This is a genomic window from Desulfoferula mesophila (assembly GCF_037076455.1).
GTDB lineage: Bacteria > Desulfobacterota > Desulfarculia > Desulfarculales > Desulfarculaceae > Desulfoferula > Desulfoferula mesophila.
Map to the genome: position 1 here is coordinate 26379 of NZ_AP028679.1, position 25597 is coordinate 51975.

At 66.5% G+C, this 25597-nt stretch carries 23 protein-coding genes; 10 read left to right on the plus strand and 13 right to left on the minus strand.

Annotated elements, in window-relative coordinates; genetic code table 11:
• Window positions 1-75: 75 nt before the first annotated feature.
• Entirely contained in the window at window positions 76-1158 is a 1083-nt protein-coding gene (locus AACH32_RS00110) for a sigma-70 family RNA polymerase sigma factor (protein ID WP_338604037.1), read from the minus strand.
• Between the two features lie 175 nt (window positions 1159-1333).
• The gene (locus tag AACH32_RS00115; RefSeq protein WP_338604039.1) at window positions 1334-2410 is read right to left on the minus strand and encodes a 4Fe-4S binding protein; all 1077 of its coding nucleotides are present in this window, start codon (window positions 2408-2410) and stop codon (window positions 1334-1336) included.
• Window positions 2411-2903: 493 nt separating this feature from the next.
• Here AACH32_RS00115 and AACH32_RS00120 point away from each other — a divergent pair, with 493 nt between their 5' ends.
• From AACH32_RS00120 to AACH32_RS00130, 3 genes are all read left to right on the plus strand, one after another.
• The gene (locus tag AACH32_RS00120; protein ID WP_338604042.1) at window positions 2904-3878 is read left to right on the plus strand and encodes an MBL fold metallo-hydrolase; all 975 of its coding nucleotides are present in this window, start codon (window positions 2904-2906) and stop codon (window positions 3876-3878) included.
• Between the two features lie 147 nt (window positions 3879-4025).
• Complete coding sequence (locus AACH32_RS00125) at window positions 4026-4976, plus strand: ATP-binding protein (protein ID WP_338604045.1); 951 nt, start codon at window positions 4026-4028, stop codon at window positions 4974-4976.
• The gene (locus AACH32_RS00130; protein WP_338604048.1) at window positions 4954-5493 is read left to right on the plus strand and encodes a hypothetical protein; all 540 of its coding nucleotides are present in this window, start codon (window positions 4954-4956) and stop codon (window positions 5491-5493) included. The genes AACH32_RS00125 and AACH32_RS00130 overlap by 23 nt, the downstream gene beginning before the upstream one ends.
• 906 nt (window positions 5494-6399) lie before the next feature.
• On the opposite strand, the gene AACH32_RS00135 is transcribed toward AACH32_RS00130, so the two are convergent.
• The 3 genes from AACH32_RS00135 to trmFO are packed head-to-tail and all read right to left on the minus strand — an operon-like array spanning window position 6400 to window position 9404.
• Entirely contained in the window at window positions 6400-6669 is a 270-nt protein-coding gene (locus AACH32_RS00135; RefSeq protein ID WP_338604050.1) for a hypothetical protein, read from the minus strand.
• A gap of 57 nt (window positions 6670-6726) precedes the next feature.
• Window positions 6727-8046, minus strand: coding sequence for a 30S ribosomal protein S12 methylthiotransferase RimO (gene rimO, locus AACH32_RS00140; protein ID WP_338606681.1), 1320 nt, complete (start codon window positions 8044-8046; stop codon window positions 6727-6729).
• A 2-nt stretch (window positions 8047-8048) separates the two neighbouring features.
• Window positions 8049-9404 carry a methylenetetrahydrofolate--tRNA-(uracil(54)-C(5))-methyltransferase (FADH(2)-oxidizing) TrmFO gene (gene trmFO / locus AACH32_RS00145; RefSeq protein WP_338604053.1) on the minus strand — a complete coding sequence of 452 codons (1356 nt, stop codon included), beginning with the start codon at window positions 9402-9404 and terminating at the stop codon, window positions 8049-8051.
• Between the two features lie 141 nt (window positions 9405-9545).
• On the opposite strand from trmFO, the gene AACH32_RS00150 reads away from it, so the two are divergent.
• Window positions 9546-11915, plus strand: coding sequence for a PAS domain S-box protein (locus AACH32_RS00150; RefSeq protein ID WP_338604055.1), 2370 nt, complete (start codon window positions 9546-9548; stop codon window positions 11913-11915).
• Window positions 11916-12334: 419 nt separating this feature from the next.
• Here the strand turns inward: AACH32_RS00150 and rsmG are convergent, their stop codons facing one another.
• The 8 genes from rsmG to rpmH form a co-directional block, all read right to left on the minus strand.
• Window positions 12335-12931: a 16S rRNA (guanine(527)-N(7))-methyltransferase RsmG gene (gene rsmG, locus AACH32_RS00155; RefSeq protein WP_338604057.1), complete on the minus strand. Its 597-nt coding sequence runs from the start codon at window positions 12929-12931 to the stop codon at window positions 12335-12337.
• A 2-nt stretch (window positions 12932-12933) separates the two neighbouring features.
• The gene (gene mnmE, locus AACH32_RS00160; protein ID WP_338604059.1) at window positions 12934-14334 is read right to left on the minus strand and encodes a tRNA uridine-5-carboxymethylaminomethyl(34) synthesis GTPase MnmE; all 1401 of its coding nucleotides are present in this window, start codon (window positions 14332-14334) and stop codon (window positions 12934-12936) included.
• A complete protein-coding gene (locus AACH32_RS00165) occupies window positions 14331-14948 on the minus strand; it encodes a LysE family translocator (protein ID WP_338604061.1) in 618 nt (205 codons plus the stop codon). Before AACH32_RS00165 ends, mnmE begins: the two co-directional genes overlap by 4 nt.
• 115 nt (window positions 14949-15063) lie before the next feature.
• Window positions 15064-16047: an RNA-binding cell elongation regulator Jag/EloR gene (jag, locus tag AACH32_RS00170; protein ID WP_338604064.1), complete on the minus strand. Its 984-nt coding sequence runs from the start codon at window positions 16045-16047 to the stop codon at window positions 15064-15066.
• Between the two features lie 6 nt (window positions 16048-16053).
• A complete protein-coding gene (gene yidC, locus AACH32_RS00175; RefSeq protein WP_338604067.1) occupies window positions 16054-17715 on the minus strand; it encodes a membrane protein insertase YidC in 1662 nt (553 codons plus the stop codon).
• 30 nt (window positions 17716-17745) lie between these two features.
• On the minus strand, window positions 17746-17961 hold the full coding sequence (gene yidD / locus AACH32_RS00180; RefSeq protein ID WP_434062362.1) for a membrane protein insertion efficiency factor YidD: 216 nt from the start codon (window positions 17959-17961) through the stop codon (window positions 17746-17748).
• A complete protein-coding gene (rnpA, locus tag AACH32_RS00185) occupies window positions 17958-18323 on the minus strand; it encodes a ribonuclease P protein component (protein ID WP_338604071.1) in 366 nt (121 codons plus the stop codon). Before rnpA ends, yidD begins: the two co-directional genes overlap by 4 nt.
• A 15-nt stretch (window positions 18324-18338) precedes the next feature.
• Entirely contained in the window at window positions 18339-18473 is a 135-nt protein-coding gene (gene rpmH, locus AACH32_RS00190) for a 50S ribosomal protein L34 (RefSeq protein WP_338604074.1), read from the minus strand.
• Window positions 18474-18809: 336 nt separating this feature from the next.
• On the opposite strand from rpmH, the gene AACH32_RS00195 reads away from it, so the two are divergent.
• From AACH32_RS00195 to AACH32_RS00220, 6 genes are all read left to right on the plus strand, one after another.
• Window positions 18810-19904, plus strand: a complete 1095-nt coding sequence (locus tag AACH32_RS00195; RefSeq protein ID WP_338604076.1) for a rod shape-determining protein — start codon at window positions 18810-18812, stop codon at window positions 19902-19904.
• 61 nt (window positions 19905-19965) lie between these two features.
• On the plus strand, window positions 19966-20793 hold the full coding sequence (gene mreC / locus AACH32_RS00200) for a rod shape-determining protein MreC (protein WP_338604079.1): 828 nt from the start codon (window positions 19966-19968) through the stop codon (window positions 20791-20793).
• Window positions 20794-20869: 76 nt separating this feature from the next.
• The gene (locus tag AACH32_RS00205; RefSeq protein ID WP_338604082.1) at window positions 20870-21409 is read left to right on the plus strand and encodes a hypothetical protein; all 540 of its coding nucleotides are present in this window, start codon (window positions 20870-20872) and stop codon (window positions 21407-21409) included.
• On the plus strand, window positions 21406-23394 hold the full coding sequence (gene mrdA, locus AACH32_RS00210; RefSeq protein ID WP_338604086.1) for a penicillin-binding protein 2: 1989 nt from the start codon (window positions 21406-21408) through the stop codon (window positions 23392-23394). The genes AACH32_RS00205 and mrdA overlap by 4 nt, the downstream gene beginning before the upstream one ends.
• Entirely contained in the window at window positions 23391-24497 is a 1107-nt protein-coding gene (rodA, locus tag AACH32_RS00215; RefSeq protein ID WP_338604089.1) for a rod shape-determining protein RodA, read from the plus strand. Before mrdA ends, rodA begins: the two co-directional genes overlap by 4 nt.
• A 570-nt stretch (window positions 24498-25067) precedes the next feature.
• Window positions 25068-25490: a bactofilin family protein gene (locus AACH32_RS00220; RefSeq protein WP_338604092.1), complete on the plus strand. Its 423-nt coding sequence runs from the start codon at window positions 25068-25070 to the stop codon at window positions 25488-25490.
• Window positions 25491-25597 lie beyond the last annotated feature (107 nt).

Below are 25597 nucleotides of genomic sequence, written 5' to 3' on the forward strand. Positions count from 1 at the left end.
CAGGGCGCCCGGACCAAGCCGGACGCCCTGCTGCTTATCTAAATTCCGCCATCCCGGCGGCTGACGAAGCGCTTGCTAGACGTGGTCCTCCAGCACCGCCCGCCATTGAGGATGACGCAGACGCTGCAGGGCCTTTTTCTCGATCTGGCGCACCCGCTCACGGGACAGGCCGAAGACCTGGCCCACCTGCTCCAGGGTGTGCTCGTCCTCGTCGCCCAGGCCGAAGCGCATCTGCAGGATGCGCTTTTCGCGCGCGTCCAGGGACTCCAACGCCTCGCCCAGGTGGATCATCATCTCGCCCTCGCCCACCTTCTCGAAGGGGCACTCGGCTTCCTTGTTCTCGATGAAGTCGCCCAGCTCGTCGCCGTCCTCGCCCACCGGGGTCTCCAGGCTGGTGGAATCCAGGGTCAGGTTGACGATCTCCTTGACCTTGCTCTCGTCGATGCCCACCTTCTCGGCCACTTCCTTGGGCAGGGGCTCGCGTCCCAGCTCCTTCAAGAGGCCGTAGTAGACCCGGAAGTACTTAGAGCGCAGCTCCAAGAGGTGGATGGGGATGCGGATGGTGCGGGCCTGGTCGTAGATGGCCCGGCTTATGGTCTGGCGAATCCACCAAGAGGCGAAGGTGCTGAAACGGTAACCGGTCTTGTAGTCGTAGCGGTTCACCGCCTTCATCAGGCCGATGTTGCCTTCCTGGATCAGGTCGGCAAAGCTAAGGCCACGGAAGGTATACTTTTTGGCGATGGACACGGCCAGGCGCAGGTTGGCTTCCACCATCTCCTGCACCGCCACCTCCACCTGCAAACGGGCGCTGTCGATCTCCTCCAAGGTCTTGGAGAGCTTCTTGGAGGGCTTGCGCTTGGCGGCGGCCCGCTTGAGCAGCTCGAAGGTCTCGGCCATCACGTCTTCCACGGACAGGGGAGACTTGTGGCTGTCGGCCAGCCAGGCCTCGATGCGCTCGCAGTTGTCGAGGGCATCCTTGTCGCCCTTGATGATGGACAGGGCTTTGCACAGGATCTCGTCGCGGCCGTCCTGGATGGTTTTGCCCAGCTCCAGCTCCCGCTCGGGGGTCAGCAGGTCGCGCCCCTCCACCTCTTTGAAATAGGTGACCGGGGTGTCCAGGCTGAAGTCCGGTCCTTTTATATTGCGGCTTTCGGCCATGATAATTACCTCATTCCTTACAGATACCCGCCAGGTCCAGCGCCAGGGGCTACCAGCGCGACGGGCCTTCAAGTCTGCTTTGGCTTGCCCGGCATAGACCTCTGGCCCATGACGCAGGCGTCTAAAGTTTAAACTAAGCACCGGAGAGCGGAAGTCAACTCCACTTCCCGATTAACTAATTCACCCCGCGGGCCGCGGCCAGTTTGGCCTGTAGTTCGCCGTGGTGGGCCGGCATCGGCCGGGCCTCGCGGCGCATCATGGTTATGGCCTCGCTGGGGCATACCGTGGCGCATTGTCCACAGCCCAGGCAGAGTTCGGGCTCCACCGCCGCGCAATCGTCATCCACGCGGATAGCCGCCACTTGACAAGTGTCGGCGCATTGTTCGCAGGCGGTGCAGAGCTCGGGGTCCACCTGGGCCAGGTAAGCCGCCTGGCTTACCGCGCCCAATTGGTTCATGCGGGTGATGGTCTGCAAAAACATGCAGCAGCACCCGCAGCAATTGCACAAAAAGTTCACGTTTTCCGCTACGTTGTCCACTACGTGCACCAAGCCGGCCTTTTCGGCCCGCTCCAGCGCGTCCAGCATCCCGGCCTCGTCCATGGGCTGGGCCCAGCCCTGGTTCACCGCGAACTCGGCGAATGAGCCGAAGATCATGCACACGTCCAGGGGCGCGTCGCAGCCCTGGCCCAAGAGCTTGGCCTGGGAGCGGCAGTAGCAGTCGATCAAGGCCAGGTGCTCATGCTGGCGGATGAGATCCTCCGCCTTTTCGTAGGGCAGAATCTCCTGGCGGTTGGTGATGGCCTTGCCCACCGGGATCACCCGCGAGTAGGGCGTGGAGGCCTCGGCAAAGGCCTTGCCCACCCCGGTCTCGTAGTAGTCCTCGAAAAGCCGGGCCATCCTGACCTTGCCCTCGCCCGGGGCCATGGCCCAGAACTGGGCCTCGGCCATGCCCGGCGCCAGGGGCAGCAGGCTATAGTAGTCGCCGGCCTTGGTGGCGCGGTGATAGGCCAGCCCCCGGGAGGCCAAGGCCCCCAGCAGCGGGGCGATCTCCTCGGCCGGGCGCTCCAGGGTTTGGGCCAGCTTGCTCAACCGCACCGGACGGAAGGGCAGGGCCGCGGCCACCGCCGCCTCCGGCTCGCTGAACAGCTCGCGCAAGATGGCCATAAGCTCGGGCCCTTGGGGCGCCCCCAAGGGGGAGCGGTCCAGGTGTTGGGCCAGGGCCTGATAGACGTCTTGGGCGGCGCCGGTCATGGTTTCACCAAGTAAAACAATAGGAAAACAATAAAAGGACACCCCCTCCCATGCTGGGAAGGGGCCTACCTTCACGTAAAAAGAAAGTGTGTAGTAAAGGCGGGGTGCTTGTCAAGAGAAATTTTAGGAAAAATTGGGTGACGCGGGGCTTCCCGTTTTCTCTAATGATCCAAGCAAGGCAACTATACTATAAAGCCAGGAATCGCGCCAGTAGGGGAGCTTTCTTGCTCCAGATTAGGATAAAAAGATTTGACAATTTGTATACAAAGGGCTAATTAAAATTAATCTATAAATTTTTGCGAGGCAACCTCGAAAAAATGACCGCCCGTCAATTCCAGCGCGCATATCGATTTTTCTATTTTAGCGGCTACATAGGTGCGCTCATGGGTTGACGTGGTTCAGAGCGAATCACAAGGGCCGTGGGCAAGAAGCCTGCGGCCCTTTTCTTTTGTCCTCTCGGCCAGAAAAGGCAACAGCGGAAGGTAGTCAGATTATGTCATCCCAGATACCCCGGCCCATCCAGTTGAGCGACAACCTGTACCAACTGGGCACCATGGCCTTTCCGGTCTACTTGTCCCTGGGCCGGGTGGCCATGCTCATCGAGGGCGGCACCGGGGCCACGGCCGAGATCATCGCCCGCCAAGTCCAGATGCTGGGCATCGACCCCGGGCGCATCGCCTACATGGCCCTGACCCACACCCACGCCGACCACATCGGCGCGGTGCCCCGCCTGCGGCGGCTGTGGCCGGGCATGAAGATCCTGGCCGGTCCCAAGGCGGCCGAGATGCTGGCCCACCCCAAGCACGTGGAGCGCTTCTTGCCCGCCGACCGCATGATAAGCAAGATATTGCTGGGCCAGGGGGTGATCGATGAGATGCCGCCAATGCTGGAGGACTACGACTTCCGGGTGGACGCGGTGTTGGGCGAGGGGGCGCGCATCGACCTGGGTGAGGGGGTGGTGTGGCATATCCTGCTCACCCCCGGCCACTCGCCCTGCCATGTGGCCTACTTCGAGGAACGCGACGGGGTGGTGGCCCTGGGCGACCTGGCTGGTTACTGCGATTTCGAGCGGGAGATCATCTGGCCCAACTACTTCCATTCCCTGGAGGAGTACTGCCTGAGCATGCAGAAGCTGGCCATCCTGCCCGGCAAGCTGGCTCTCTTGAGTCACAACGGCTCGGCCAACCTATTGGAGCGGCCGCTATTGGAGCAGGCCGTGGCCGCCACCCTGGAGTATCACCACCGCCTGCTGGAGCGCCTGGGCGCGGGCGAGAGCCTGGAAGAGCTGTGCCAAGAGCAGGCCGCTTGGGTGTACTCATACGCGCCCATCGCCTCGGTAAAGGCCATCGAGTTTTTGGTGGGCCAGCTCTGCGGCCAGAGCCGGCGCATGGCCACGCTGAATCAGGGGCCGGAGCTGGGATGGAGCCTCGCCGGCGGGCAAGAGGCGGGGGCCTCGGCGGGGGCCTAGAAGGCTTCGCCGGGCGGCGGGATACCGCGTTGCCGTTGGGACTGGGAGTAGCGTTTTAACTATATGCATGCAAGTTATGGGTGCTGGCAGGGCGGCCCAGGCTCCACTATAGTGGTAGGGTAACCGCCAACCTCAGCGCGAGAGGCCATGAACATCGACGGCATGAAATGCTCCCGCTGCCGCAAGCCGGCCCAGCACCGCCTGCCCAGCCACAACGCCCGCTTCTGCGACCACTGCCTGGGCATCTTCGTGCGCCGCCAGGCCGAGAAGGCCATCAAGCAGTTCGACATGCTGGGGCCGGGGCAAAAGGTCCTGGTGGCGGTGAGCGGGGGCAAGGACTCCCTGGCCCTGTGGCAGATCCTTTTGGAGCTGGGCTACCAGGCCGAGGGGCTGCACCTGGCCCTGGAGCTGGGCGACGGCAGCTTCGGCGAGGCCTCCCTGGCGGCCAGCCAGGACATGGCCCAGCGCCTGGGGGCGCCGCTGCACCTGATGAACATGGCCGAGCTGGCCGGCTTCGGGGTGCAGGAGATCGCCTGGGCCAACAAGCGCTCCTTCTGCTCGGTGTGCGGCACCCTAAAGCGCTACCAGCTGAACAAGGTCTGCCTGGACCTGGGCTTCGAGGTGTTGGCCACCGGTCACCACCTGGACGACGAGGCCGCCCGCCTGCTGGGCAACCTGGTGCGCCGCCACCAGCAATATCTGGAGAGCCAGTGGCCGGTGTTGCAGGGCGCGCCGGGGGCCTTCGCCAAAAAGATAAAGCCGCTGTGCCGCCTGCGCGGGGCGGAGATCAAGTCCTTCGCCAAGTCCCAGGGCATCTCGGTGGCCAAGGGCGCCTGCCCCCGCTCCAAGGGAGCCACCCTGCCCCATTACATGGACGCGGTGCGCCTGCTGGAAGAGCGCATGCCCGGCACCACCACGAATTTCTACATGGGCTATCTGGAGGACAAGGGCGGGCCGCCGCCCCAGCCGGACCCGGCCCAGCGCTGCAGTGTGTGCGGCATGCCCAGCTACGCCGACGTGTGCACCGTGTGCCGCTTTTTGGCCAACACCGCCGAGCGCGAAAGCACCAAGCGCGATGCGCTTCAATCGCCAGATTAGCTTCGACCCCGAGGCGGAACTCGCGGCCATCGCCGACTTCGCCGAGCGTTGGCGCAGCCTGTTCCGCCCTGCCGAGGTGGCCTACACTCCGGCCCACTTCACCGCCGAGCTAAACAAACTGCAGCGGGCCGCGCGCCTGCGCCTGTACCTGGTCACCCGCCCCCAGTGGCCGGTGGCCCTGGCCATCCTGGACGGCCTGGACCAGGCGCAGGCCATCGAGCTTTTGTCCCTGGCCCCCCTGGACGGCGAGGACGAGGTGCGCCCCTGGCTGAGCAGCCCCAGCCGCCGCCGGGAGCTGATGGCCCAGGCCCCGGCCGAGCCCAGCGGGCGCGGGGTGTTCCCCTTCCTGGTGGGCGAGCCCGAGGGGGTGGCCCTCATCGACCTGGAGCCCGAGGGCCTGGTGTTGGCCATGGCCCGCTGGGGGCATCTCAACGTCCTGGACCCGGAGCCGCTGCTGGCCCAGCGCCTGGCCCTGCTGGGTTTGCGGGTGCAACAGATGGGTGCGCCGGAAGACTAGGTTTCAAGCGGTCTGCTGGTTGGTGTCTCGTTACATCCTTTAATCATGCCGGTTAAATTAGAGGATTGGCGCGCGGAAGAATTGTTGAGCTTCGCTTCGCTCAACCCAACCTACGCTATGGCTGTGAGTGCGGCGTGTAGGGGCGGGGCTTATCGCCACGTTTTTGTTCGGCGGGTGCGTTTCCTTCGGGCCGAGATAGTTTCGTCGCTGGGTTCCTCGCAATGACAAAAGGGATTGCTGGGTTTCGCTGCGCTCTACCCAACCTACGCGATTGCTGTAGAAGAGGCGTGTAGGGGCGAGGTTTGTCCCCGCCCTCTTGCTTTTAAGAGATAGTTGTCATCGCGAGGAGCATCCCGGCAGGGGATGCGACGCGGCGATCTTCGCTTTCCCCCAGGCGGGATCGGCGCGTGGCGTGGTGGGTGGGGCCGTGTCCGGCGAGCGCGGGCCGGACGAGGGAAGTCGAAGATGGCCGCGTCGCGGCGGGTGGGCCGCCCTGTTCTTACTGGCGCTTGCCTCCGCCGCTCCTCGCCATGACGGCTATTGCTGGAGCCTGGCGGCATGCGGCGTTGGCAGAAGCGCGTGAGCGTCTGCCGCGCACAGAGATTGCTTCGTCGCCCTGCTCCTCGCAACGACAAAGGGGTTTGTTGGGTTTCGCTTCGCTCTACCCAACCTACGCTATGGCTGTAGAAGAGCCGTGTAGGGGCTGGGCGTCTGCCGCGCACCGAGATTGCTTCGTCGCGACATGCGCCGCTCCTCGCAACGACAAAGGGGTTTGTTGGGCTACGCTGCGCTCAACCCAACCTAAGCCTGATAGTTATGCGGCTTATACGCGACGGTCTCGCGTAAGGCCGATGAAAGCTGGCGTTATCGCGAGATTGATCCGGCGGGCTGCGCCATGCCCGAGAGCTAAAGAGCGTACCAGTAAAACACCACCGCCGCGCCGTCCACCGCCATCTCCCCCAGCATGGTCGCCACCAGGGCCCGCCCCAGGCCGCGTTCCCATGGGGCGATAGGCGCGGGGATGCCCAGGCGCTTGAGCAGCAGCACCGCCAGCCAGGCCGCGACGATGAGGGCGATGAGGACCAGGCCGCTTAGGAACAAGAGGTCCAGTGTTTCTCCGAAACTCTCCGGGGCCAGCCCCGACCAGGCTTGGTTGTTGATAGACTGACGGTTCATGCCCATATTGCTGTGCGTCTCGTGTCGCTAATTCTAGGTTGCGCGGCGACCCGGTGTTTAGAGCAGCGCCCCTTCCAGGTCGTAGTCGTGGGTGGCGGTGATGCGGCAGTCGGCGATGGCGCCGGGCGGGGCCGTGCCTTCGGTGATGATCACCAGGCCGTCCACCTCCGGGGCTTGGCCCCGGGTGCGCCCGGCCCAAACCAGGTCGCTGTCCGGGTGGGGGCCCAAGACCAGCACCGGCAGGGTGGCTCCCTCCAGGGCGGCCAGGCGGCGGCGGCTGATGCGCCGCTGCAGGTCCATGATCCGCCCGGCGCGCTGGGCGGCCACGGCGGGCGGGGGCGCGGGCATGCGGGCGCTGCGGGTGCCCGCCTCGGGGCTGTAGGGAAACACCCCCAGGCGGTCGAACTCCATCTCGGCCACGAACTCCTTGAGAAGGGCGAACTCTCGTTCGCCTTCGCCGGGGTGGCCCACCAACAGGGTGGTGCGCAGCGTGGCCTGGGGCGCGGCCCGGCGGATGCCCCGCACCAGCTCGCGCAGTTCGCTCCCGCTGCGGCGGCGGCCCATGGCCCGAAGCACCGGGTCGGCCGCGTGCTGCAAGGGCAGGTCGAAATAGTCGGTCACCTTGGGCTCATCTAAAACGGTAGTGATAAGCGCCTCGTCGATGATGTCCGGGTGCAGGTACAGCGGCCGGATCCACTCGATGCCATCGATGGAGGCCAGGGCGCGCAGCAGCTCGGCCAGGCCCGGCCCGCCCAGGTCGCGGCCATAGGACGTAAGGTCCTGGGCCACCAGGTTCAGCTCCCGCACTCCCAGGGCGGCCAGGCTCTCGGCCTCGGCCAAGAGATCGTCCAGGTGCCGCGAGCGCAGGGGGCCGCGGATGTGGGGGATGGTGCAAAAGGCGCAGGAGTTGGCGCAGCCGTCGGCCACCCGCAGATAGGCCCAGCCCGGCCCGGTGCTCAGCGCCCGGGGATCGGCCCCGCCGAACAGGGCGCGCGGCGGGCTGATGGCCAGGCGGCCCGCCGGGGGGGCGGCCAGATGGGCCAGCAGGCGGGGGGCCTCGCCGGGGGCCAAGAGCAGGTCGGCCTCGGGCAGGTCCGTTGCCAGCTTCTTGCCGTAGCGCCCCACCAGGCAGCCGGCCACCACCAGGCGCTGGTCGTCGCACTTCAGGTCGGCCAGCTCCAGGATCGCCTCCAGGGCCTCTTCCACCGCCGGCTGGATGAAGCCGCAGGTGTTGACCAACAACAGCCCGGCCTTCGAGGGCTCCTCCACCGCTTGCCAGCCGTCGGCCAAGAGCAGCCCGGCCAGGTGCTCGCCCTCCACCAGGTTCTTGGCGCAGCCCAGGTTGAGCAGGTAGTAGGTCTTGCCCGCGTCGGCCATGCTCAAGCCCTCGCCTCCTCGGGCACTTCCGGCAGGGGTCCGGCGGGCTCCAGGCCCGCCTCCGCCATCCAGGCCAGGAAATCCGTTAGCGCCCGCCGGGCCTGGGCCGCCCCGCGCTGGCGCTTGAATACCTTGCCCTCCAGGGGGGGCAGCAGACCGAAGTTCACGTTGCTGGGTTGGAAGCTTTTGCTAGTAGTATCGCGTAGATGTCTCACCAGGCCCCCCAGGGCGCAGGTAGGCGGCGGGCTCAGCAGAGGCCGGTCATGCAAGAGGTTGGCGGCGTTGATCCCGCAGAGGATGCCCATGGCCGCCGACTCCACGTAGCCCTCCACTCCCGAAAGCTGGCCGGCCACGAACAAGTGGGGTGCGGCGATGAGGCGCTGGTGGGGGTCCAGCACTCGGGGCGCGTCTAAAAAGGTGTTGCGGTGGATGGAGCCCCAGCGCACGAACTCGGCCCCAGCCAGGGCGGGAATCTTGCGGAACACCGCGTCCTGGGCCGGGTAGGTCAGCTTGGTCTGGAAGCCCACCAGGTTCAAAACGCTGCCCGCCGCGTTCTCCTTGCGCAGCTGCACCACGGCGTGGGGCCGCTTGCCCGTGGCCGGGTCTTCCAGGCCCACCGGCTTCATGGGACCGAAAAGCAAGGTTTTTTCGCCTCTTGCCGCCATCACCTCGATGGGCAGGCAGCCCTCGAAGAACTGGGGCGACTCGAAGTCCTTGAGCGGCACCTGCTCCGCCGTGGTCAGGGCGGCGTAGAACTCGGCCCACTCTTCCCGGCTCAGGGGGCAGTTGAGGTAGTCGCCCTGGCCCGGCTCACCGTATCGGTCTCCCCAATAGGCGTGGTCCATGTCCACGGATTCCAGGCTGACGATGGGGGCGATGGCGTCGTAGAAATGCAAGTGATTACTGCCAGTTAGCTTGGCCAGCTGGTCGGCGAGGGCCCCGGCGGTGAGCGGTCCGGTGGCCAGCACCGCCACCTCGTCGGGCAGCGTGTCCACCAGGGCGGTCTCGCGGCTGATCAGGGGCTGGGCGGCGATCTGGCCTTCCAGATGCCCGGCAAAGGCCTCGCGGTCCACGGCCAGGGCCTTGCCCGCCCCCACCGCCGTGGCGCGGGCGGCGCGCATAACCGCCGAATCTAACAGCGACATTTCCGCTTTGAGCAGGCCCACGGCGCTGGTGAGCACGTCCGAGCGCAGGGAGTTGGAGCACACCAGCTCGCCCAAATGGGGCGAGTGGTGGGCCGGGGAGAATTGCTCCGGCTTCATGTCCACCAGGCGCACCGCCACCCCGCTGCGGGCCGCGGCCAGGGCCGCCTCGCAGCCCGCCAGGCCGCCGCCGATCACCAAAAGTTCCGAGGACACGACTCAATCACCTCTTGGCCCCATGGCCCGATTGTTTCACGTGACACATCAAGGCGCTTGTTAGCTTGTTCTTAGCGCTTTACAGGTCTTTACCGGAAATTATACAATTTAGCCAGTACTTAGACAGTCCGGGAGATTGCTTTGGTTCGCCATCTGGTAGAGCTCAACCGTTTTTTCGAGGAATTCCGGCCCATCTTGGCCCGCGGCGCCCCGCCCAACCGGCAGGGACGGGCGATCATCTCCACCTTGGGCGGTCTGTTGGGGGCCAACGGGGGGGCGGTGAGCGCCTGGGAGCGCGGCGGCAACCTGGTGATGATGGCCACCTGGGGCCTGCCCCCGGCCGAGGCCCGGCGGTTGCGCACCATGGCCCAGGCCCCGCCCGGCTGCCCCGGCGAGCCCCTGGGGCGGGTGGGCTGGGTCTCGGTGGGCCCCGGCGAGGCGGTGGAGAGCGGTTGGCCCCAGTTCGACCGCCTGGTGCAAGACCTGATCACCGGGCAATGGCTGGCCCTGTGGCCCCTGACTCGGGTGGGGGGCAGCGGCCTGGCCCTGTTGCGCTTCAAGGAGCGCCCCGCCTGGGGGCCGGGCTTTGCCCAGGCCGCCGCCGGGGTGCTGGCCCTGACCGTGGACAACGTGCTGTTGAACGCCCAGGTCCACGCCCGCCAGGACGATTACAGCCGCATCTTCGCCAATTCCCGCGACATGATCTATCTGTCCTCGCGCGACGGCCGCTGGGTGGACGTTAACCCCGCCGGGGTGGAGATGCTGGGATACGCCTCCAGGGAAGAGCTTTTGGCCACCCCGGACAGCGCCCAAAAGGCCTACCTAAACCCCAATGATCGCAAGAGATTTCAGGCGGCCATCGAAAAAGACGGCTTTGTAAAGGACTACGAGGTCACCTTTGTAAAAAAGAACGGCGCGCCCATAGAGGTGGCCATCACCGCCTCGGTGCGCGAGCAAAACTCGGTGGTGCTGGGCTACGAGGGAATCATCAAGGACATCACCGCCGCCAAACACTCTCAGGAGCGCATCGAGCAGGAGCGGCTTTTGGCCGCCTCCATCCTGGAGCTGGTGCCCGTGGCCATCTTCGTGGTGGATCAGCACCACAAGGTGCTCCACTGGAACAAAGGCTGTGAGGAGCTAACCGGCTGGAAACGCCAGGATATTCTGGGCACCGACAAGACCTGGGAGGTGTTCGGGCGGCCCAAGGGGGTCTCCCTGGCCGACGTGGTGCTGGACGGCGACCTGGACAAGCTGAGGAGCATCTACGGCCATGAGAGCCTGCGCCGCTCCACCCTCTCGCCCGACGCCTGGGAGGCCGAGCACTACTTCGAGGACCTGGGCGGCCGCCCCAAGGAGCTGTTTTTTTCCGCCGCGCCCCTGCGTGACGCGGCCGGCAACGTCACCGGGGCGGTGGAGGCGATCATCGAGACCACCGACCTCAAGGAGCTGCAGCGCCGTCTGGCCCAAAGCGAAGCCCTCTACCGCACCCTGGTCGAGGCCAACCGCGAGGGTATCGTCCTGCACGACTACAACGGCTTTATTTTCGGTAACCAGGCGTTTTTACAGATGTTCGGTCTTAACGACATCTCCCAGGCGGGCAGCGATTTCCTGGAGCTATTGGCCGATTCCTGCCGCCGGGGCTATCTGGAATGGATGCGCCAGGTGGAGAGCGGCGAAGGCGCTCCGGTGTTCGAGGGTCAAGGCATCCGCACCGACGGGGTCTTCGACCTGGAGGTGACCGCCACCCCCTGCCCCTACCGGGGAAGCACCGCCCTGCTTTTCAGCACCCGCGACGTGACCATGCGCAAGGCCATGGAGGAGCAGCTCATCCGCTCCGAGCGCCTGGCCGCCACCGGCAAGCTGGCCTTTGACATCGCCCACGAGGTCAACAACCCCCTGGGTGGCATCCTCACCTATGCCCACCTGATGCAGGAAGACCTGGGGGCCACCAGCGAGCTGACTCCCACGGTGGACAAGATCATCAAGCTGACCAACCGCTGCAAGATCATCGTGCGCGGCCTTTTGGACTTCGCCCGCCAGGACACCCCGGAAAAGGAGCCCATGGACCTGAACAGGGTCCTGGAGGAGGTGGTTTCGCTCATGGAAGGGCACATGATCCTGCGCAAGGTGGAGCTGCACCGGGATCTGGCCCCGGATCTGCCCATGCTCTGGGGCCAGCGGGCCAAGGTCGAGCAGGTGTTTTTGAACCTCATCATCAACGCCGCCGAGGCCATGGAGGGCCAGGGCCGCCTGGAAATGACCACCCGCCACCATCCCAAGACCCGCGAGGTGAGCATAACCTTCACCGACACCGGCCCGGGCATGGACGAAGAGACCGCCCGGCGGGTCTTCGAGCCGTTTTTCACCACCAAACCGCGCGGCCGGGGCACCGGCCTGGGCCTGGCCATCAGCCACGGCATCGTCCAGCAGCACGGCGGGCGGGTGGAGCTGAACACGCGGCCGGGGATGGGGTCTACCTTCCGCATTATCTTCCCCGTGGGGGACTCGTAGATAAATCGAATGCTTGCGGGCGCGACCACGGCTGCGCCAGGCCGCCGGGGGCTGCGTTACCGGCATCGCTTAGGCCTCGACGTAGCTTGGGCTACGCCTGCGGCCTGCGCTCGCCGGATGCCTTGCCCGCGTCCCCCTGGCTGTGCCGCATTCTAAGTGGCGTTGGTGGTGGCAAGAATTATCAGGATTAGCGTAGGTTGGGTAGAGCGAAGCGAAACCCAACAAAACCTTGTCTTGTAGCCAAAATATAAGAGGGCGGGGATAAAACCCGCCCCTACACGCCCCATTCGGGAGCGACGAAGCAATCTCTGCCCTGCCCGGCGGCCTTCACCTACAAAAATGTTGCACGTGAAACAATTCGGCGGGTGGTGTGGCACCCTGCCCCCGGTTGTTTCACGTGAAACTAAGATTGTGGCTGTTTAACCGCGAAAGATGGCGATGATCCGCTGGGAGGTGCCGGGGCCCAGGGAATAAGGCGCGACCTCCAGGCCCAGGTCGCGGGCCTGGTCGGCGTCCTTGGCCCCCCGGGGCAGCAGGACCGCCCCGCCGGGGGCCAAGTAAGGCTCGGCCAAGGCCAGAGAGCCGGGGATGTCGGTCACCGCCCGCAGGGTGACGGTGGCGAAGCGCTCACCCCCCAGAGCCTCCCCTGCCCGGCCCATGACCGTGCGCACCCGATCTCCCAGCTCCAACGCCCGGATGGCCTGCTTGTGGAAGCTCACCCGCTTGGCCCGGGGCTCCAGCAGCGTCACCGCCAGCTCCGGCAGAGCCAGGGCCAGCACCAGGCCGGGAAAGCCCGCCCCGGAGCCGATGTCCAGCAGGTTCGGGCCTTGTATGTGGGGGACCAGGGGCAGGGAATCCAGGAAAAGATCGACGTAGGCGGCCTCGGGGTCGTGGTGCCCGGTGAGGTTGTGGGCCCGATTCCAACGCAAAAGGTCGGCGCAGAGACGCTCCCAGGCGATTAAGAGCTCCTGGGGCAGCGCCCTGCCCGCGATTTTGGCGGCCAAATCGCCCGGCATGGCTATTTCCCCACACAGAATTGGTCGAAAACGGCCTCGATCACCGCCTCCGGGGCGTCCACCCCGTCCACCTCGCCCAAGCGGGCCAGGGCCCCGGCCAGATCCAGGGACACCAGCTCGGCCGCCACCTCCGGGGCCTCCAGGCCCGCGATGGCCCGCTCCAGCGCCGCGGCGCAGGCGACCAGGGCCTCGGCCTGGCGCTGGGAGGCCACCGCCTCGCCCGGCGCGGGCTCGGGTTGCCCGCCGGTGAGGGCCGCGCCCACGGCCTCGGCCAGCTCTTCCAGCCCTGAGCTGTGCTTGGCGCTCACCCGCAGGGCCGGCGCGCCTTCCCCGGCCAGCTCTTCGGCCTGCCAGGCGGGCATCAGGTCGGACTTGTTCAGGGTGAGAACACGGCTAATATCTCTAGTAATATCAAGCACATGTCTGTCTTCACCGGTGAGGGGCGCGCCCTGATCCAGCACCACCAGGGCCAGATCGGCCCGGCCCAGGCGCTCCCTGGCCGCCGCGCGGCCCAGGGCCTCCAGCTCGCCGGGCTCCAGGCCCAGTCCGGCGGTGTCGGTGAGGCGGCAGACCACCCCGCCCAACAGGGCGCTCTCCTCGATGGCGTCGCGGGTGGTGCCCGCCGTGGGGGTCACGATGGCCCGGTTCTGCCCCAGCAGGGCATTAAACAGCGAGCTCTTGCCCACGTTGGGCCGCCCGCAGAGCACCACCAGGGCTCCTTCCCGCCACACCCGGCCCGATTGCCGCCGGGCCACCACCCGCCGCAGGGGCTCCAGGGCCTGGGCCCGCAGCTCTTCAGCCAGGGCTGGACCGGCCAACTCATTGGTTTCCTCGGGAAAATCGATGGCCGCCTCCACGGTGGCCGCGGCCAGGGTCAACGCTCGGCGCACCGGGCCCAACACCTGGGACAGGCCCCCGGCCAGCCCGGCCAGGGCCAGGCCCGCCTCGCCCTCGCTCTGGGCGGCGATGAGCTGGGCCACCGCCTCGGCCTGGCTGAGGTCCAGGCGGCCGCCCAGATAGGCCCGCAGGGTGAACTCGCCGGGCCGGGCCAGGCGGCAGCCCGCCTCCAGGGCGGCGGCCAACAGGGCCCGCAACACCGCCGGGCCGCCGTGGCTCTGCAACTCCACCACCTCCTGGGTGGTGTAGGAGCGAGGGGCCGGAAAGCGCACCGCCAACACCTGGTCCACCTCCCGGCCCTGGGAGCCGAGAGCCCGGCCCAGCACCAGCCGCCGGGGCGGCAGGGCGGCCGGGTCCAGCCGTGGGTCGCGGGGGGCGAACAGGCGCGTCGCCACCTCCCCGGCCTGGGGCCCGGAGATGCGCAGGATGCCTATGCCACCCGCCCCGGCCGGGGTGGCTATGGCCGCGATGGTGTCGTGGAAGTTGTAGAAATCGCTGGCGATCATGCTCTGCGCCATAGGGCGGCCAAAAGGCCGGCCCCCATGAGCGCCCCGCCGCCCAGACGGTGCAGGTTGCGCTGGGCTTGGGGCCGCCGCAACCAGCCGGCCAGAGATCCGGCGGCGTTGGCGTAGGCTGCCGCATTGACCACGGCCAGGAACACGAAGGTGGTTCCCAGCAGCAGCAGCTGGGGCCAAACCGGGCGCTCCGGGCACAGGAACTGGGGCAAAAAGGCCACGAAGAAGATGATGCTCTTGGGGTTCAGGGCGGTTACCAGATAAGCCCGGCCCAGCATGGCCCGGCCCGAAGCGGCCCGCCGGGCCTCCGGGACCGGGGAGCCGCCTTGGCGCCACATGCGCAGCCCCAGGTAAAAAAGGTAGGCCGCACCCAAGTATTTCAACAGGTTGAAGGCGGCGGCCGAAGCGGCCAGCAGCGCCCCCATGCCGGCCAGGGAGAGGCTCAGGGCGGTGAGGTCGCCCAGGCCCACCCCGACGACGGTGAACCAGGCGCTACGGCGGCCGTGACTCAAGGCGTAGCCGGTCACCAGCATCACCGTGGGCCCGGGGCTGACCAGCAACAGGGCCGAGGCGGCCACGAAGGCCCCATAGATTTCCCAGTCCATGCGCCTCTCCTTTGCCCGCCAGTCTATAGAGTTCCCCGTCGCCTTGTCCAGCGGGCCGGTTCACGCAAAAGGGGCCTCCTGGCGGAGACCCCTGTTCTTCAACCATATGTATAGGTCAGCGGGGGGTGATGACCACCTTTTTCATCTCGCCCTTGCCCCGGCTTACCGTGCTGATGCCCCGCTGGCTGCGCAGCACCAGGTGCACCAGGCGGCGCTCCTGGGGGTTCAGCGGCCCCATGCTCTGGGCCTTGCGGCTGGAGCGGGCCTTGTCGGCCATGCGCCGGGCGGTGTCTTCCAGGGAGGCGCGCCGCCGCTGGCGATAGCCCCCCGCGTCCACCGCGATGTGCACCGCCTTGCCGTACTTGTGGCTCACGATGCGGGTGGTCAGGTATTGCAAGGCGTCCAGGGTCTGGCCCCGGCGGCCGATGACCACCCCGGAGTCGGCCCCGTTGATGGACAGGCCGGGACCGTGCTCGGCCATGGCCACCTCCACCGTGGCCTTGGGGTCCAGGGCCTGGGTAAGGCGCTCCAACACCTGCCGGGCGGTGGCCATCATCTCGGACTGGTCGGGACCGGCCTCGGCGGCGTCGGGCTGGGGCGCGGGGGCCGCCGGCGGCGGCGCGCTCTGGGCCGGAGGCTCCGGTTTGGCCGGAGGCTCGGCCTGGGCCCGGGGTTCCGGCCTGGCCGGCGGTTCCGGCCTGGCCGCCCGGACGGGCGCCTCGTTGCGCGGGGGCGCCGGGGCCTTGGGCGCCGGGGCGGCCGGAGCCGGTTGCGCCTTGGGCTGGGGCGCGGCCGCGGGCCTGCTCGCCGGTTGGGGCGCGGGCCGGGGCTTGGGGTGCGCCTTGGGCTTGGGTTTCAAGGCGGTGGGCGTGGCGCTTTCGGTGAAGTCGGCCATCATCTGGGCCACCTCGTCGGCCGCGCTCTTGCCCTGGGGACGGGCCTTTATCACCGCCTTTTTGGCCCCCAGGATGCCGAAGAACCCGCCGGAGCCGGCGCTTATGACCTCCACCTCCAGCTGATCCAGGCTAACGCCGAAGTGCTCCTCGGCGGCCCTAAGGGCGTCTTCCGTGGTCTTGCCTGTAAATTCAACGTGTTCCATACAACGTCACGACTTGCTTTTGTTAGTCAGGTACTGCTGGCCGATGCTGAAGAGGTTGTTGACCAGCCAGTAGAGCACCAAGCCCGCCGGGAAGTTGATGAACATCACCGTGAACACCACCGGCATCAAGAGCATCATCTTGGCCTGGGTGGGGTCGCCGGTGGTGGGGGTCATCTTCTGCTGCAGGAACATGCTGGCGCCCATGAGCAGGGTGAGCACCGGCAGCCCGGCCCCCACGTAGGGGATGTCAAAGCCGATGGGCAAACGGTCCGGAGCGGACAAGTCGTTGATCCACAACATGAACGGCGCGTGCCTCAGCTCGATGGCGCTGCCCAGCACCTTGTAGAAGGCGATGAACACCGGGATCTGCACCACCATGGGCAAACAGCCTCCGGCGGGGTTGACCTTGTAGGTCTTGTACAGTTGCATGATCTCCTGGTTCATGCGCTGCTTGTCGTCGGCGTACTTTTCCCGAATGCGCTTGACGTGGGGCTGAAGCTTCTGCATGGACTTCATGGACTGGTAGCTCTTGCGGGTGAGCGGCCAGAAGATCAGCTTGGTCAACAGGGTGATGATGATGATGGCGATGCCGTAGTTGCCGATGAAATCGTAGATGAAGTTCATGACGATCAAGAACGGCTTGGCGATCACGTCGAACCAGCCGAAATCAACAGAGTCGGCCAGGTCGTGTCCCAAGGGATTTAGTATTTTCAGATCCTTGGGCCCGTAATACACCATGTAGCCCATCTCGCGGCTGGCTCCGGGGGCCAGCTCCACCAGGGGCTCGATCACCGTGGCCATCATGAGTTCGCCCGCCTCGCTGCCGGCCACGAAGCGCTTGGCCGGGGGCGCGCCCTCGGGGTCCAGGGGAGCCACCGCGCCCATGAAGTAGGGTATGGACAGGGCCAGGTAGTTGATGTCGCCGGTGTCCTTGGGGTTGTCGTCCAGGTCGCCGACGCTGATCTCGTTATAGTGGCCGTCCTTGGAGTACTGCACCCCGGTGAAGGCGTAAGCCGCCGATTCGGCGCGCTTTTTAAGCTCTACCAGGGCTAGGGAGGGCTGCAGGCTCAGGGGCTTGCCGCTGTTGTTGACCAGGCGCACCTTGAGGTTCCAGGCATAGGAGTCGGCCTGGAAGGTGTAGATCTTTTCCACCTTCACCCCGTTCACCTCGGTGGTGAAGCTCAGCGACTTGCTGCCCTTTTCCACCTTCAGCTTGTCGCTGGAGGGGGTGAAATCCTGGGTGCTCAGGTTGGGGGCCAGCTTGCTCAGGTTGAAGGCCAGGGCGGAAGGCTGGTTGGCCGCCAGGTCCAACACCGCGAAGTGCCCGCCCTGCTTGTTGACTTTGTTGTAATAATCGCGCAGGGTTACCGTGCGCACCCCGCCGCCGCGGCTGGTGAAGACGGCGGTGTAGAGCGGGGTTTGCACCTCCACCAGGGTCTCCGGGCCGCTGATCGCAACCGCCGGGGCCGGGGGTGCCGCCGGGGCGGTCGCGGCCGGCGTGGGGGCGGTGGGCGCCGGGGCGGCCGGCGCGCTCTGGGTCTGGCTCTGGGAGGCCTGGGGTTGGGGCGGGGGGGGCGTCTTGGGCTTGTTGTCCCCAAAGACCATTATCCAAGCCCACATAAGGCCCACGCTCAGGGCCAGGGCCAGCAACATGCGTTTTTGATCCATGATCGCGTTTCCCTGGGCGGAAAGCCCGGCCTAGGCCGGGTCGTGACCGCCGGCGGAGAATGGATGGCAGCGGGCGATTCGCCAGAGGCTCTTGCCCAGCCCGCGCCACAGGCCGTATTTGGCCAGGGCGTCCAGGGCGTAATTGGAACATGTGGGGTAAAAGCGGCACTGGCCGCCCAGGTAGGGACTCAGGGTGAGCTGGTATAGACGCACCAGGACCCGCGCCGCCGTTACCGGCAGGCTCAGGCGCCGGGAGCGGGCGGGGTCAGATTGCGGCAAAGCTCCCACAGTTCCTGACGAACTTGCGCAAGGCTCAAGGCGGGGGCTCCGGGAGCGGCCACCACTATCAGGTCGAAACCAGACGGCAGCTCGGCCCGGGTGTGCCGGAAGAATTCGCGCACCAGGCGTTTGACCCGGTTTCGCCCCACCGCGCCGGCCACCCGCCGGGTCACGGTGATGCCCAAGCGGCTTTGCCTCAGGCCGTTGGGCCGCCACAACAGGGTGAAGTGGCGGCTGCGTCGGCGCTTGGCGTCGCCCTGCACGGCCAGGTATTGAGGCCGGGTGCGCAGGCGAACCGTTTTGGGCAGGGATAGATCCCTTCCGGTCATCGACCCCCGTTGGCCTCACACGGCCAGCCGTTTGCGGCCTCTTGAGCGGCGGCGAGCCAATACGGCGCGGCCGCCGCGGGTGCGGCTGCGTACCAAAAAGCCATGGGTGCGCTTGCGCTTGGTGTTGCTGGGCTGAAAAGTCTGTTTCATCGGTTACCACCCTTTATGAAAACAGGTATAGCGCCCTGCCCGGACCGCTGGTCCGGCCGGGGAGCCTGGGGTTGAGGCGCGCCCTGAACGTCGGCGGGGCCTGATGTGGGGCCCGCGCCCGCAGGCGGGCGGCCATGCAAGGTGCCAAGTTAATCACACCAACCGGTGCTTGTCAAATAGACCGAGCCCTCCTAAGCTAGCGCTGACATAAGGGCAACCGGCCGCAAGTCACCAAGATTCGACCTTATTTATAGTTGCTTGCCCGGCCAGGGTCTGGTAGGCTCCCCCTTGACGCCAGTGATCGCCACCTTGCCTTCTTATCCCGTGGGAGCCTCCATGTTCCTCGATCCGTTACTCGGTATATTTAGCAATGATATGGCCATCGACCTGGGCACGGCCAATACGTTGGTCTATGTCAAGGGCAAGGGTATCGTTTTGAGCGAACCCAGCGTGGTGGCGGTGCGCAAGGACGCGCGGGGGGGCAATAGGGTGGTGGCCGTGGGCAAGGAAGCCAAGATGATGCTGGGGCGCACCCCCGGCAACATCCAGGCCATCCGCCCCATGAAAGACGGGGTCATCGCCGACTTCGAGGTCACCGAGGCCATGCTGCGCCACTTCATCCGCAAGGTGCACGCCCGGCGCGCCCTGGTGCGCCCGCGCATCATCATCAGCGTGCCCAGCGGCATCACCCAGGTGGAAAAACGCGCGGTCAAGGAAAGCGCCGAGAGCGCCGGGGCCCGCGAGGTCTACCTGGTGGAGGAGCCCATGGCCGCGGCCATCGGGGCCGGCCTGCCCATCACCGAGCCCACCAGCAGCATGGTGGTGGACATCGGCGGCGGCACCACCGAGGTGGCGGTCATCTCCCTGGCCGGCGTGGTCTACGCCAAGAGCGTGCGGGTGGGCGGCGACAAGATGGACGAGGCCATCCTGCAGTACATCAAGCGCAAGCACAACCTGCTCATCGGCGAACGCACCGCCGAGCTGATCAAGACCACCATCGGCAACGCCTATTTCGATCCCCCGGCCAATAACCCCGAGCCGGGGGCCGAGGGGGAGCGTGACGCCCAGGACGAGGCTCCCATGCCCGAATCCATGGAGATCAAGGGCCGCGACCTGATCACCGGCATCCCCAAGACCCTGAAGATCACCCCCGATGAGGTGCGCCACTCCATCACCGAGCAGATCGACGCCATCGTGGAAACGGTGAAGATCGCCCTGGAGCAGACCCCCCCGGAGTTGGCCGCGGACATCGTGGACAACGGCATAGTGCTCACCGGCGGCGGAGCCCTGCTTCGCGGGCTGGACGCCCTGTTGGCCAAGGAGACCCAACTGCCCATCTCCATCACCGAGGACTCGCTGTCCACGGTGGTGCTGGGTTCGGGCAAGGTTTTGGATAACCTCGACCTCCTCAAGGAGGTCATGATCAAATAACCGCCGCCGGAGCCCAACCGCGGCGCCCTGGTTACGGCCGCAACCGTGTAGTCATGACGCCGTGAACTTTTTCCGCAAGTATCGCATTCCCATCATCGTGGGCCTCTTTGTTCTGGGGGCTTTGGCCTACTTTTCCTTCAGCGCGGGCAAGGGGGTGGAGCGCATCCCCGCCGGCCGCTATCTGCTGGAGGTCACCGGGCCGGTGCAGCGGGGCATCACCGGGGTGGGCCAGTGGTTCAATTCCATCTGGCGCCACTACTTCGCCCTGGTGCAGGCCTCCGAGGAAAACGACCGCCTCAAAAAAGAGCTGGCCGCGCTCAAGCAGCGCACCGTGGACCGCGACGAGCTGGAGCTGGCCAACCGGCGGCTCAAGAAGCTGTTGGAGTTCAAAAAGGATCTGGACTTCCCCATGGTGGCCGCCGAGGTGGTGGGCACCGACCCCAGCGCCCAGTTCAAGACCGTGATCATCAACAAGGGCGCCACCGACGGCGTGCAGCCCCTGATGCCGGTGGTCTGCGCCCAGGGGGCGGTGGGCCGGGTGGTTTGGTCCAGCCCCCACTACGCCAAGCTCTTGCTTCTCATCGACCCCAACTCCGGGGTGGACGTGTTGGTGCAGCGCTCCCGGGCCCGGGGGGTGGTGGAAGGCGCGGCCGACGGCGAGCTGCGCCTGAAGTACGTCATCCACACCGAGGACGTGCGCCTGGGCGACAAGGTGCTCACCAGCGGAGCGGCCGGGGTGTATCCCAAGGGCGTGTTGGTGGGCACGGTCTCCGATGTGCGCCAAGGGCCGGGCGGGGTCTTCCAGATTGTCCAGATAGACCCGGCGGTGGATTTCGGACGCCTGGAGGAGGTGCTGGTCCTGCTGCACCGCCGCCAGCTGGATCAATAGAAGTTGTGCTCATGACGCGCTACCATACTATATGGAGCCCCCGGGGCGGCCTGGCCCCATCCGCGGCAGGGCCGGCTTGAAGCACGAGGCCGGCCGCTGGCCCCGGGCCCTGGGCACCTCCGCGATGGGCCTGCTCATGGCCGTGTTGGGCACCACCGCCTTCACCTGGTGGGCCGTGGGGCCCCTGCGCCTGGAACCCTTGATCGTGCTGGTGGTCTCGGCGGGCTATCGCCTGCCCCTGGTGCTGGGTTTTGTGGTGGTCATGTTCCTGGGCTACGTAGCCGACCTCATCTCCGGCGGGGTCATGGGCCTGAGCATGGTGGTCTTCACCCTGATCTATGTGATCTGCCAGTTGGCCCGCCTCAAGCTGGACATCGCTTCCTGGCCCTTTCAGATGCTCTCGGTGGGGGTGCTCACCGTGCTGGCCCACCTGCTCACCGCCGGGGGGGTGACTTTGACCGTGCCCTCCTACGTGCCCCCGGCCAACCTGCCCCTGCTGCTGGTGGCCCAGGCGCTCATCAACGCCCTTACCGCCCCGCTGTTTTTCGGCCTCAATGAGGCCCTGGTGAATATGCTGGCCCGCCTGTGGCCCGCCCAACGCAAGGCGACCCCATGAGTCTGGGACAGATACCCAAACCGGCCTCCGTGGGGGGGCGCGGCCTGGAGCCGGGGGAAAACCCCAACGTCCGCAAGGCCTTGTTGACCGCGGCGGTGGTGGTGGGCCTGGCCCTGATGGTGCTCCTGGGCCGGCTTTGGTATCTGCAGCTGCTCAAGGGCGAATACTTTCGCCTGCTCAGCGAGAACAACCGCATCCGCCTGGTGGACCTGGCTCCCAGCCGGGGCCTCATCTTCGACTCCGAGGGCCGCCTGCTGGCCGACAACCGCCCGGCCTTCACCCTGGCGGTGATCCCCGAGGACGTGGCCGACTGGGCCACCCTCACCCGCCGCCTGCACAACCTGGTGGGCCTGGAGCCCGAGGAGGTGGCCAAGGCGCGCCGCGCCGCGCAGGGGCAGCCGCCCTTCAAGCCGGTGGTGCTGCGCAACCACCTGGACCGCGAGCAGCTGGCGTTGGTGGAGACCTTCCGCTACGAGCTGCCCGGGGTGAAGGTGTTGGTGCGCTACCAGCGGGCCTATCTGGCCCCGCGTCTGGCCTCCCACGTCATCGGCTATTTGGGCGAGATCAACCAGGAGGAGCTGGAAAAGAGCAACCGGGCGGTTTACCGCATGGGCGACTGGGTGGGGCGCTACGGCCTGGAAAAGAGCCGGGAGCGGGTCTTGCACGGCCGCCGGGGGGCCCGCCAGGTGGAAGTGGACGCCCTGGGCCGCGAGATAAAGCTGCTCAAGGAGGTTCCGGCCAGCCGGGGGGCGGATCTGACCCTGTCCATCAACCTGGATCTGCAAAAGGCGGCGGCCAAGGCCCTGGGAGACCGGGTGGGGGCGGTGGCCGCCCTGGACCCCCGCGACGGCAAGGTGCTGTGCCTGTATTCCAGCCCCGCCTTCGACCCCAACGATTTCATCACCGGCATGACCACCGAGGAGTGGAAGAAGCTCTCCGACGACGAACGCCATCCCCTCAAGGACCGCTCCATCAGCGGCATGTACCCGCCGGGCTCCACCTACAAGATCATCACCTCGGCCGCCGGCCTGGCCGAAGGCGCCATCAACCTGACCACCAGCTTCTTCTGCGCCGGGCAGATGCCCTTCGGCCGCCGCTCCTACCTGTGCTGGGCCTACAAGAAGGGCGGCCACGGCCACACCGATATCCACAAGGCCATCCGCGAGTCCTGCGACGTGTTCTTCTACAAGACCGGCCTCAAGCTGGGGGTGGACCGTCTGGCCAAATGGGCCCGGGCCTTTGGCCTGGGGCGGCCCACCGGCATAAGCCTGCCCCACGAGTCCCCCGGCCTGGTGCCCGACTCCAAGTGGAAAAAGAAGCGCTTCAAGGAGGCCTGGCAAGAGGGCGAGACCCTTTCGCTGGCCATCGGCCAGAGCTTCACCCTGGTCACCCCCCTGCAACTGGCCCGCATGACCGCGGTGGTGGCCAACGGCGGCATGCTGGTGACCCCCACCCTGGTCAAGACGGTGACCCCGCCCGGCGGCGAGCCGGTGCCCGCTCCCGAACCGGTGAAGACCCGGGTGCCCATCGCGCCCGAGCATCTTAAGACCATCGTCAGCGGCCTGAGCGGGGTGGTCAACGAGCCCCACGGCACCGCCCGCCGGGCCCGCCTGCCCGGCATCACCGTGGGCGGCAAGACCGGCACCGCCCAGGTGGTGGCCCTGAAGTTCGAAAAGTCCTTTGGCAAGGCGGAGAACGTGCCCTGGAAATACCGCTCCCACGCCCTGTTCGTGGCCTTCGCCCCGGTGGAGAACCCCACCATCGCGGTGGGGGTGGTGGTGGAGCACGGCGGCCACGGCGGCTCCGACGCCGCCCCGGTGGCCGCGGCGGTGATGCGGGCCTACTTCGGCATCCCCGAGCCCGAGCCGCCTCAACCGCCCCAGGCGGCCCAGCCCAAACCCAAGCCGCAACCCAAGGCCAAACCCACGCCCAAGGCCAAGCCCCAACCCAAGAAGAAGCCCGCCGGGCGGGGAGCCGGGGCATGATCGACCGCCGCCTGGTATCGAGCTTCGATTGGCTGCTCTTGGCCCTCATCCTGGCCCTGGGGGCCTGCGGGGTCGTCAACCTCTATTCCGCGGCCAGCTCCTTCGGCGGAGCGGGCACCCCGGTGTATTTGAAACAGGCCTATTGGTTCGGCCTGGGCCTGGCGGTGATGCTCACCGTGGCCATGATCGGGCCCCAGCGCCTGTCCACCATCGCCTACCCTTTTTATCTCCTGGTGGTGGTGATGCTCGTCGCCGTGCTGTTTTGGGGCAAGATCATCGGCGGCAGCCAGCGCTGGCTGGCCCTGGGGCCCATGGTGATCCAGCCCTCGGAGCTGGCCCGTCTGGCGGCGGTGTTGGTCTTGGCCGCCTGGTTCCAGCGCCGGGACCAGATGGAGCCCTACCGCCTGCACCAACTCATAATCCCGGTGGGCCTGGCCCTGATCCCGGCGGTGCTCATCCTTAAGGAGCCCGACCTGGGCACCTGTTTGCTGGTGCTCATCGTGGCCGGCAGCGTCATCCTGGTCAACGGGGTCAAGCTCCGCGACCTGGCCATCGCCGGGGGGGGCATGGTGGTGGCCCTGCCCCTGGTCTGGCGCTTCATGAAGGACTACCAAAAGCAGCGCATCTTCAGCTTCCTGGACCCGGAGAGCGACCCCCTGGGCGCGGCCTACCACCTCATCCAATCCAAGATAGCGGTGGGCTCGGGCCAGTTCATGGGTAAGGGCTTCTTGGCCGGCACCCAGAGCCAGCTGCACTTTTTGCCCGAGCAACACACCGACTTCGCCTTTTCGGTGCTGGCCGAGGAGTGGGGCTTCATCGGGGGCATGGTGGTGCTCCTGCTGGTGGCGGCCGTGGTCTACCGGGGCATCGCCATCGCCTACCGGGCCAAGGACCGCCAAAGCCTCCTGTTGGTGGTGGGCGGCACGGCCATGATCTTCTGGCCCGCGGTGATCAACGTGGGCATGGTCCTGGGCCTGTTCCCGGTGGTGGGCATCCCCCTGCCCTTCATCAGCTACGGCGGCTCCTCGCTCATCACCACCATGGCCGCCCTGGGGCTTATTCAGGGGGTGGCTATGCGGAGGTTCGTCTTTCACCGACCATAGTTGCGGCTTCGCCAGACGCCATATAGCTGCGTTGTCGGCGTCACTCGGTCCTCGGGGTAGGTCTACTACCCCTGCGTCACTCGCTCGCCTGCCGCCTTGCTCTATGGCGTCTGGCTGTGCCGCGGGATTTGGCGGCTTCGCCAGGTGCCCGTGGGCTGCGTTGCCGGCATCGCTCAGGCCTCGACGTAGCTTTGGCTACGCCTCCGGCCTTCGCTCACCGGACGCCTTGCCCACGAACCCCTGGCTGTGCCGCCAGATTATGGGCAATAGCGTAGGTTGGGTTGAGCGAAGCGAAGCCCAACAATTCCCTCGTCGTTGTGAGGGGCGGCATCGCCGCGACGAAGCAATCTCTGCCCGCCGGGAGAGACCCTTACCACTCGAGCAACATCGTGGGTTGGGTAGAGGGTGCAGCCCGAAACCCAACAATTCCTTCCCCCTCCCCCCTCCCTGGGGCTCCCCCCCGCCGTTTTGACTTGCCCCCCGCCGCTCACCCGTGCTAGGGAGATACTGTTGTGCGCCAGCGCCCCGCGAAAGGCGGCGCGCCGGCGGCGCAATGCAAGGAGACACTGGGTGGCCAAGCGCAACCGCGAATCCGGGGTGAGCTACTTTCTGGGAAAGGGAGTGCGCCAGCAGGGCGAGCTCTTCTTCGAAGGCAAGGCGCACCTGGAAGGCGAGTATCAAGGGCGCATAAGCGGCCGGGGATCCTTGCTGATAGGGCCCAGCGCCGTGGTGGAGGCCGAGGTCGAGGCCGGTCAGGTGGTCATCTGCGGCCAGGTGACCGGCAACGTGGTGGCCACCGAGCGCATCGAACTCAAGAAACCCGGCCGTCTCACCGGCGATCTCAGGGCCCCCCTGGTGGTCATGGAAGAGGGGGTCCACTTCCAAGGGCGTTGCCATATGGCCGGGGATGAAAATCAGGAAGATGCCGGCGGCCTGAAGCTGCTTTCCAGCCCCGACGAGGGCGAGAGTCCAGGCGGCTTAAGGCCCCGGTAAGGCAAAAAAAGTTTTGACACTTCCTGTTAAATATTGTACAAGGTCGCAGCTTGTGTTTTTGGTAACAGACTTCCCCGGTCGGAGTGCCGGGCGTGGTTGGTATCCAT

Excerpts from the sequence above, each read along its gene's own strand:
- rodA (WP_338604089.1), top strand. The coding sequence starts at position 23,391 with ATGATCGACCGCCGCCTGGTATCGAGCTTCGATTGGCTGCTCTTGGCC.
- AACH32_RS00195 (WP_338604076.1), top strand. The coding sequence starts at position 18,810 with ATGTTCCTCGATCCGTTACTCGGTATATTTAGCAATGATATGGCCATC.
- AACH32_RS00110 (WP_338604037.1), bottom strand. The coding sequence starts at position 1,158 with ATGGCCGAAAGCCGCAATATAAAAGGACCGGACTTCAGCCTGGACACC.
- rnpA (WP_338604071.1), bottom strand. The coding sequence starts at position 18,323 with ATGACCGGAAGGGATCTATCCCTGCCCAAAACGGTTCGCCTGCGCACC.
- jag (WP_338604064.1), bottom strand. The coding sequence starts at position 16,047 with ATGGAACACGTTGAATTTACAGGCAAGACCACGGAAGACGCCCTTAGG.
- rimO (WP_338606681.1), bottom strand. The coding sequence starts at position 8,046 with ATGGCCGACGCGGGCAAGACCTACTACCTGCTCAACCTGGGCTGCGCC.
- AACH32_RS00165 (WP_338604061.1), bottom strand. The coding sequence starts at position 14,948 with ATGGACTGGGAAATCTATGGGGCCTTCGTGGCCGCCTCGGCCCTGTTG.
- rsmG (WP_338604057.1), bottom strand. The coding sequence starts at position 12,931 with ATGCCGGGCGATTTGGCCGCCAAAATCGCGGGCAGGGCGCTGCCCCAG.
- rpmH (WP_338604074.1), bottom strand. The coding sequence starts at position 18,473 with ATGAAACAGACTTTTCAGCCCAGCAACACCAAGCGCAAGCGCACCCAT.
- AACH32_RS00125 (WP_338604045.1), top strand. The coding sequence starts at position 4,026 with ATGAACATCGACGGCATGAAATGCTCCCGCTGCCGCAAGCCGGCCCAG.
- AACH32_RS00115 (WP_338604039.1), bottom strand. The coding sequence starts at position 2,410 with ATGACCGGCGCCGCCCAAGACGTCTATCAGGCCCTGGCCCAACACCTG.
- AACH32_RS00120 (WP_338604042.1), top strand. The coding sequence starts at position 2,904 with ATGTCATCCCAGATACCCCGGCCCATCCAGTTGAGCGACAACCTGTAC.
- AACH32_RS00135 (WP_338604050.1), bottom strand. The coding sequence starts at position 6,669 with ATGAACCGTCAGTCTATCAACAACCAAGCCTGGTCGGGGCTGGCCCCG.
- mrdA (WP_338604086.1), top strand. The coding sequence starts at position 21,406 with ATGAGTCTGGGACAGATACCCAAACCGGCCTCCGTGGGGGGGCGCGGC.
- yidC (WP_338604067.1), bottom strand. The coding sequence starts at position 17,715 with ATGGATCAAAAACGCATGTTGCTGGCCCTGGCCCTGAGCGTGGGCCTT.
- AACH32_RS00130 (WP_338604048.1), top strand. The coding sequence starts at position 4,954 with ATGCGCTTCAATCGCCAGATTAGCTTCGACCCCGAGGCGGAACTCGCG.
- mnmE (WP_338604059.1), bottom strand. The coding sequence starts at position 14,334 with ATGATCGCCAGCGATTTCTACAACTTCCACGACACCATCGCGGCCATA.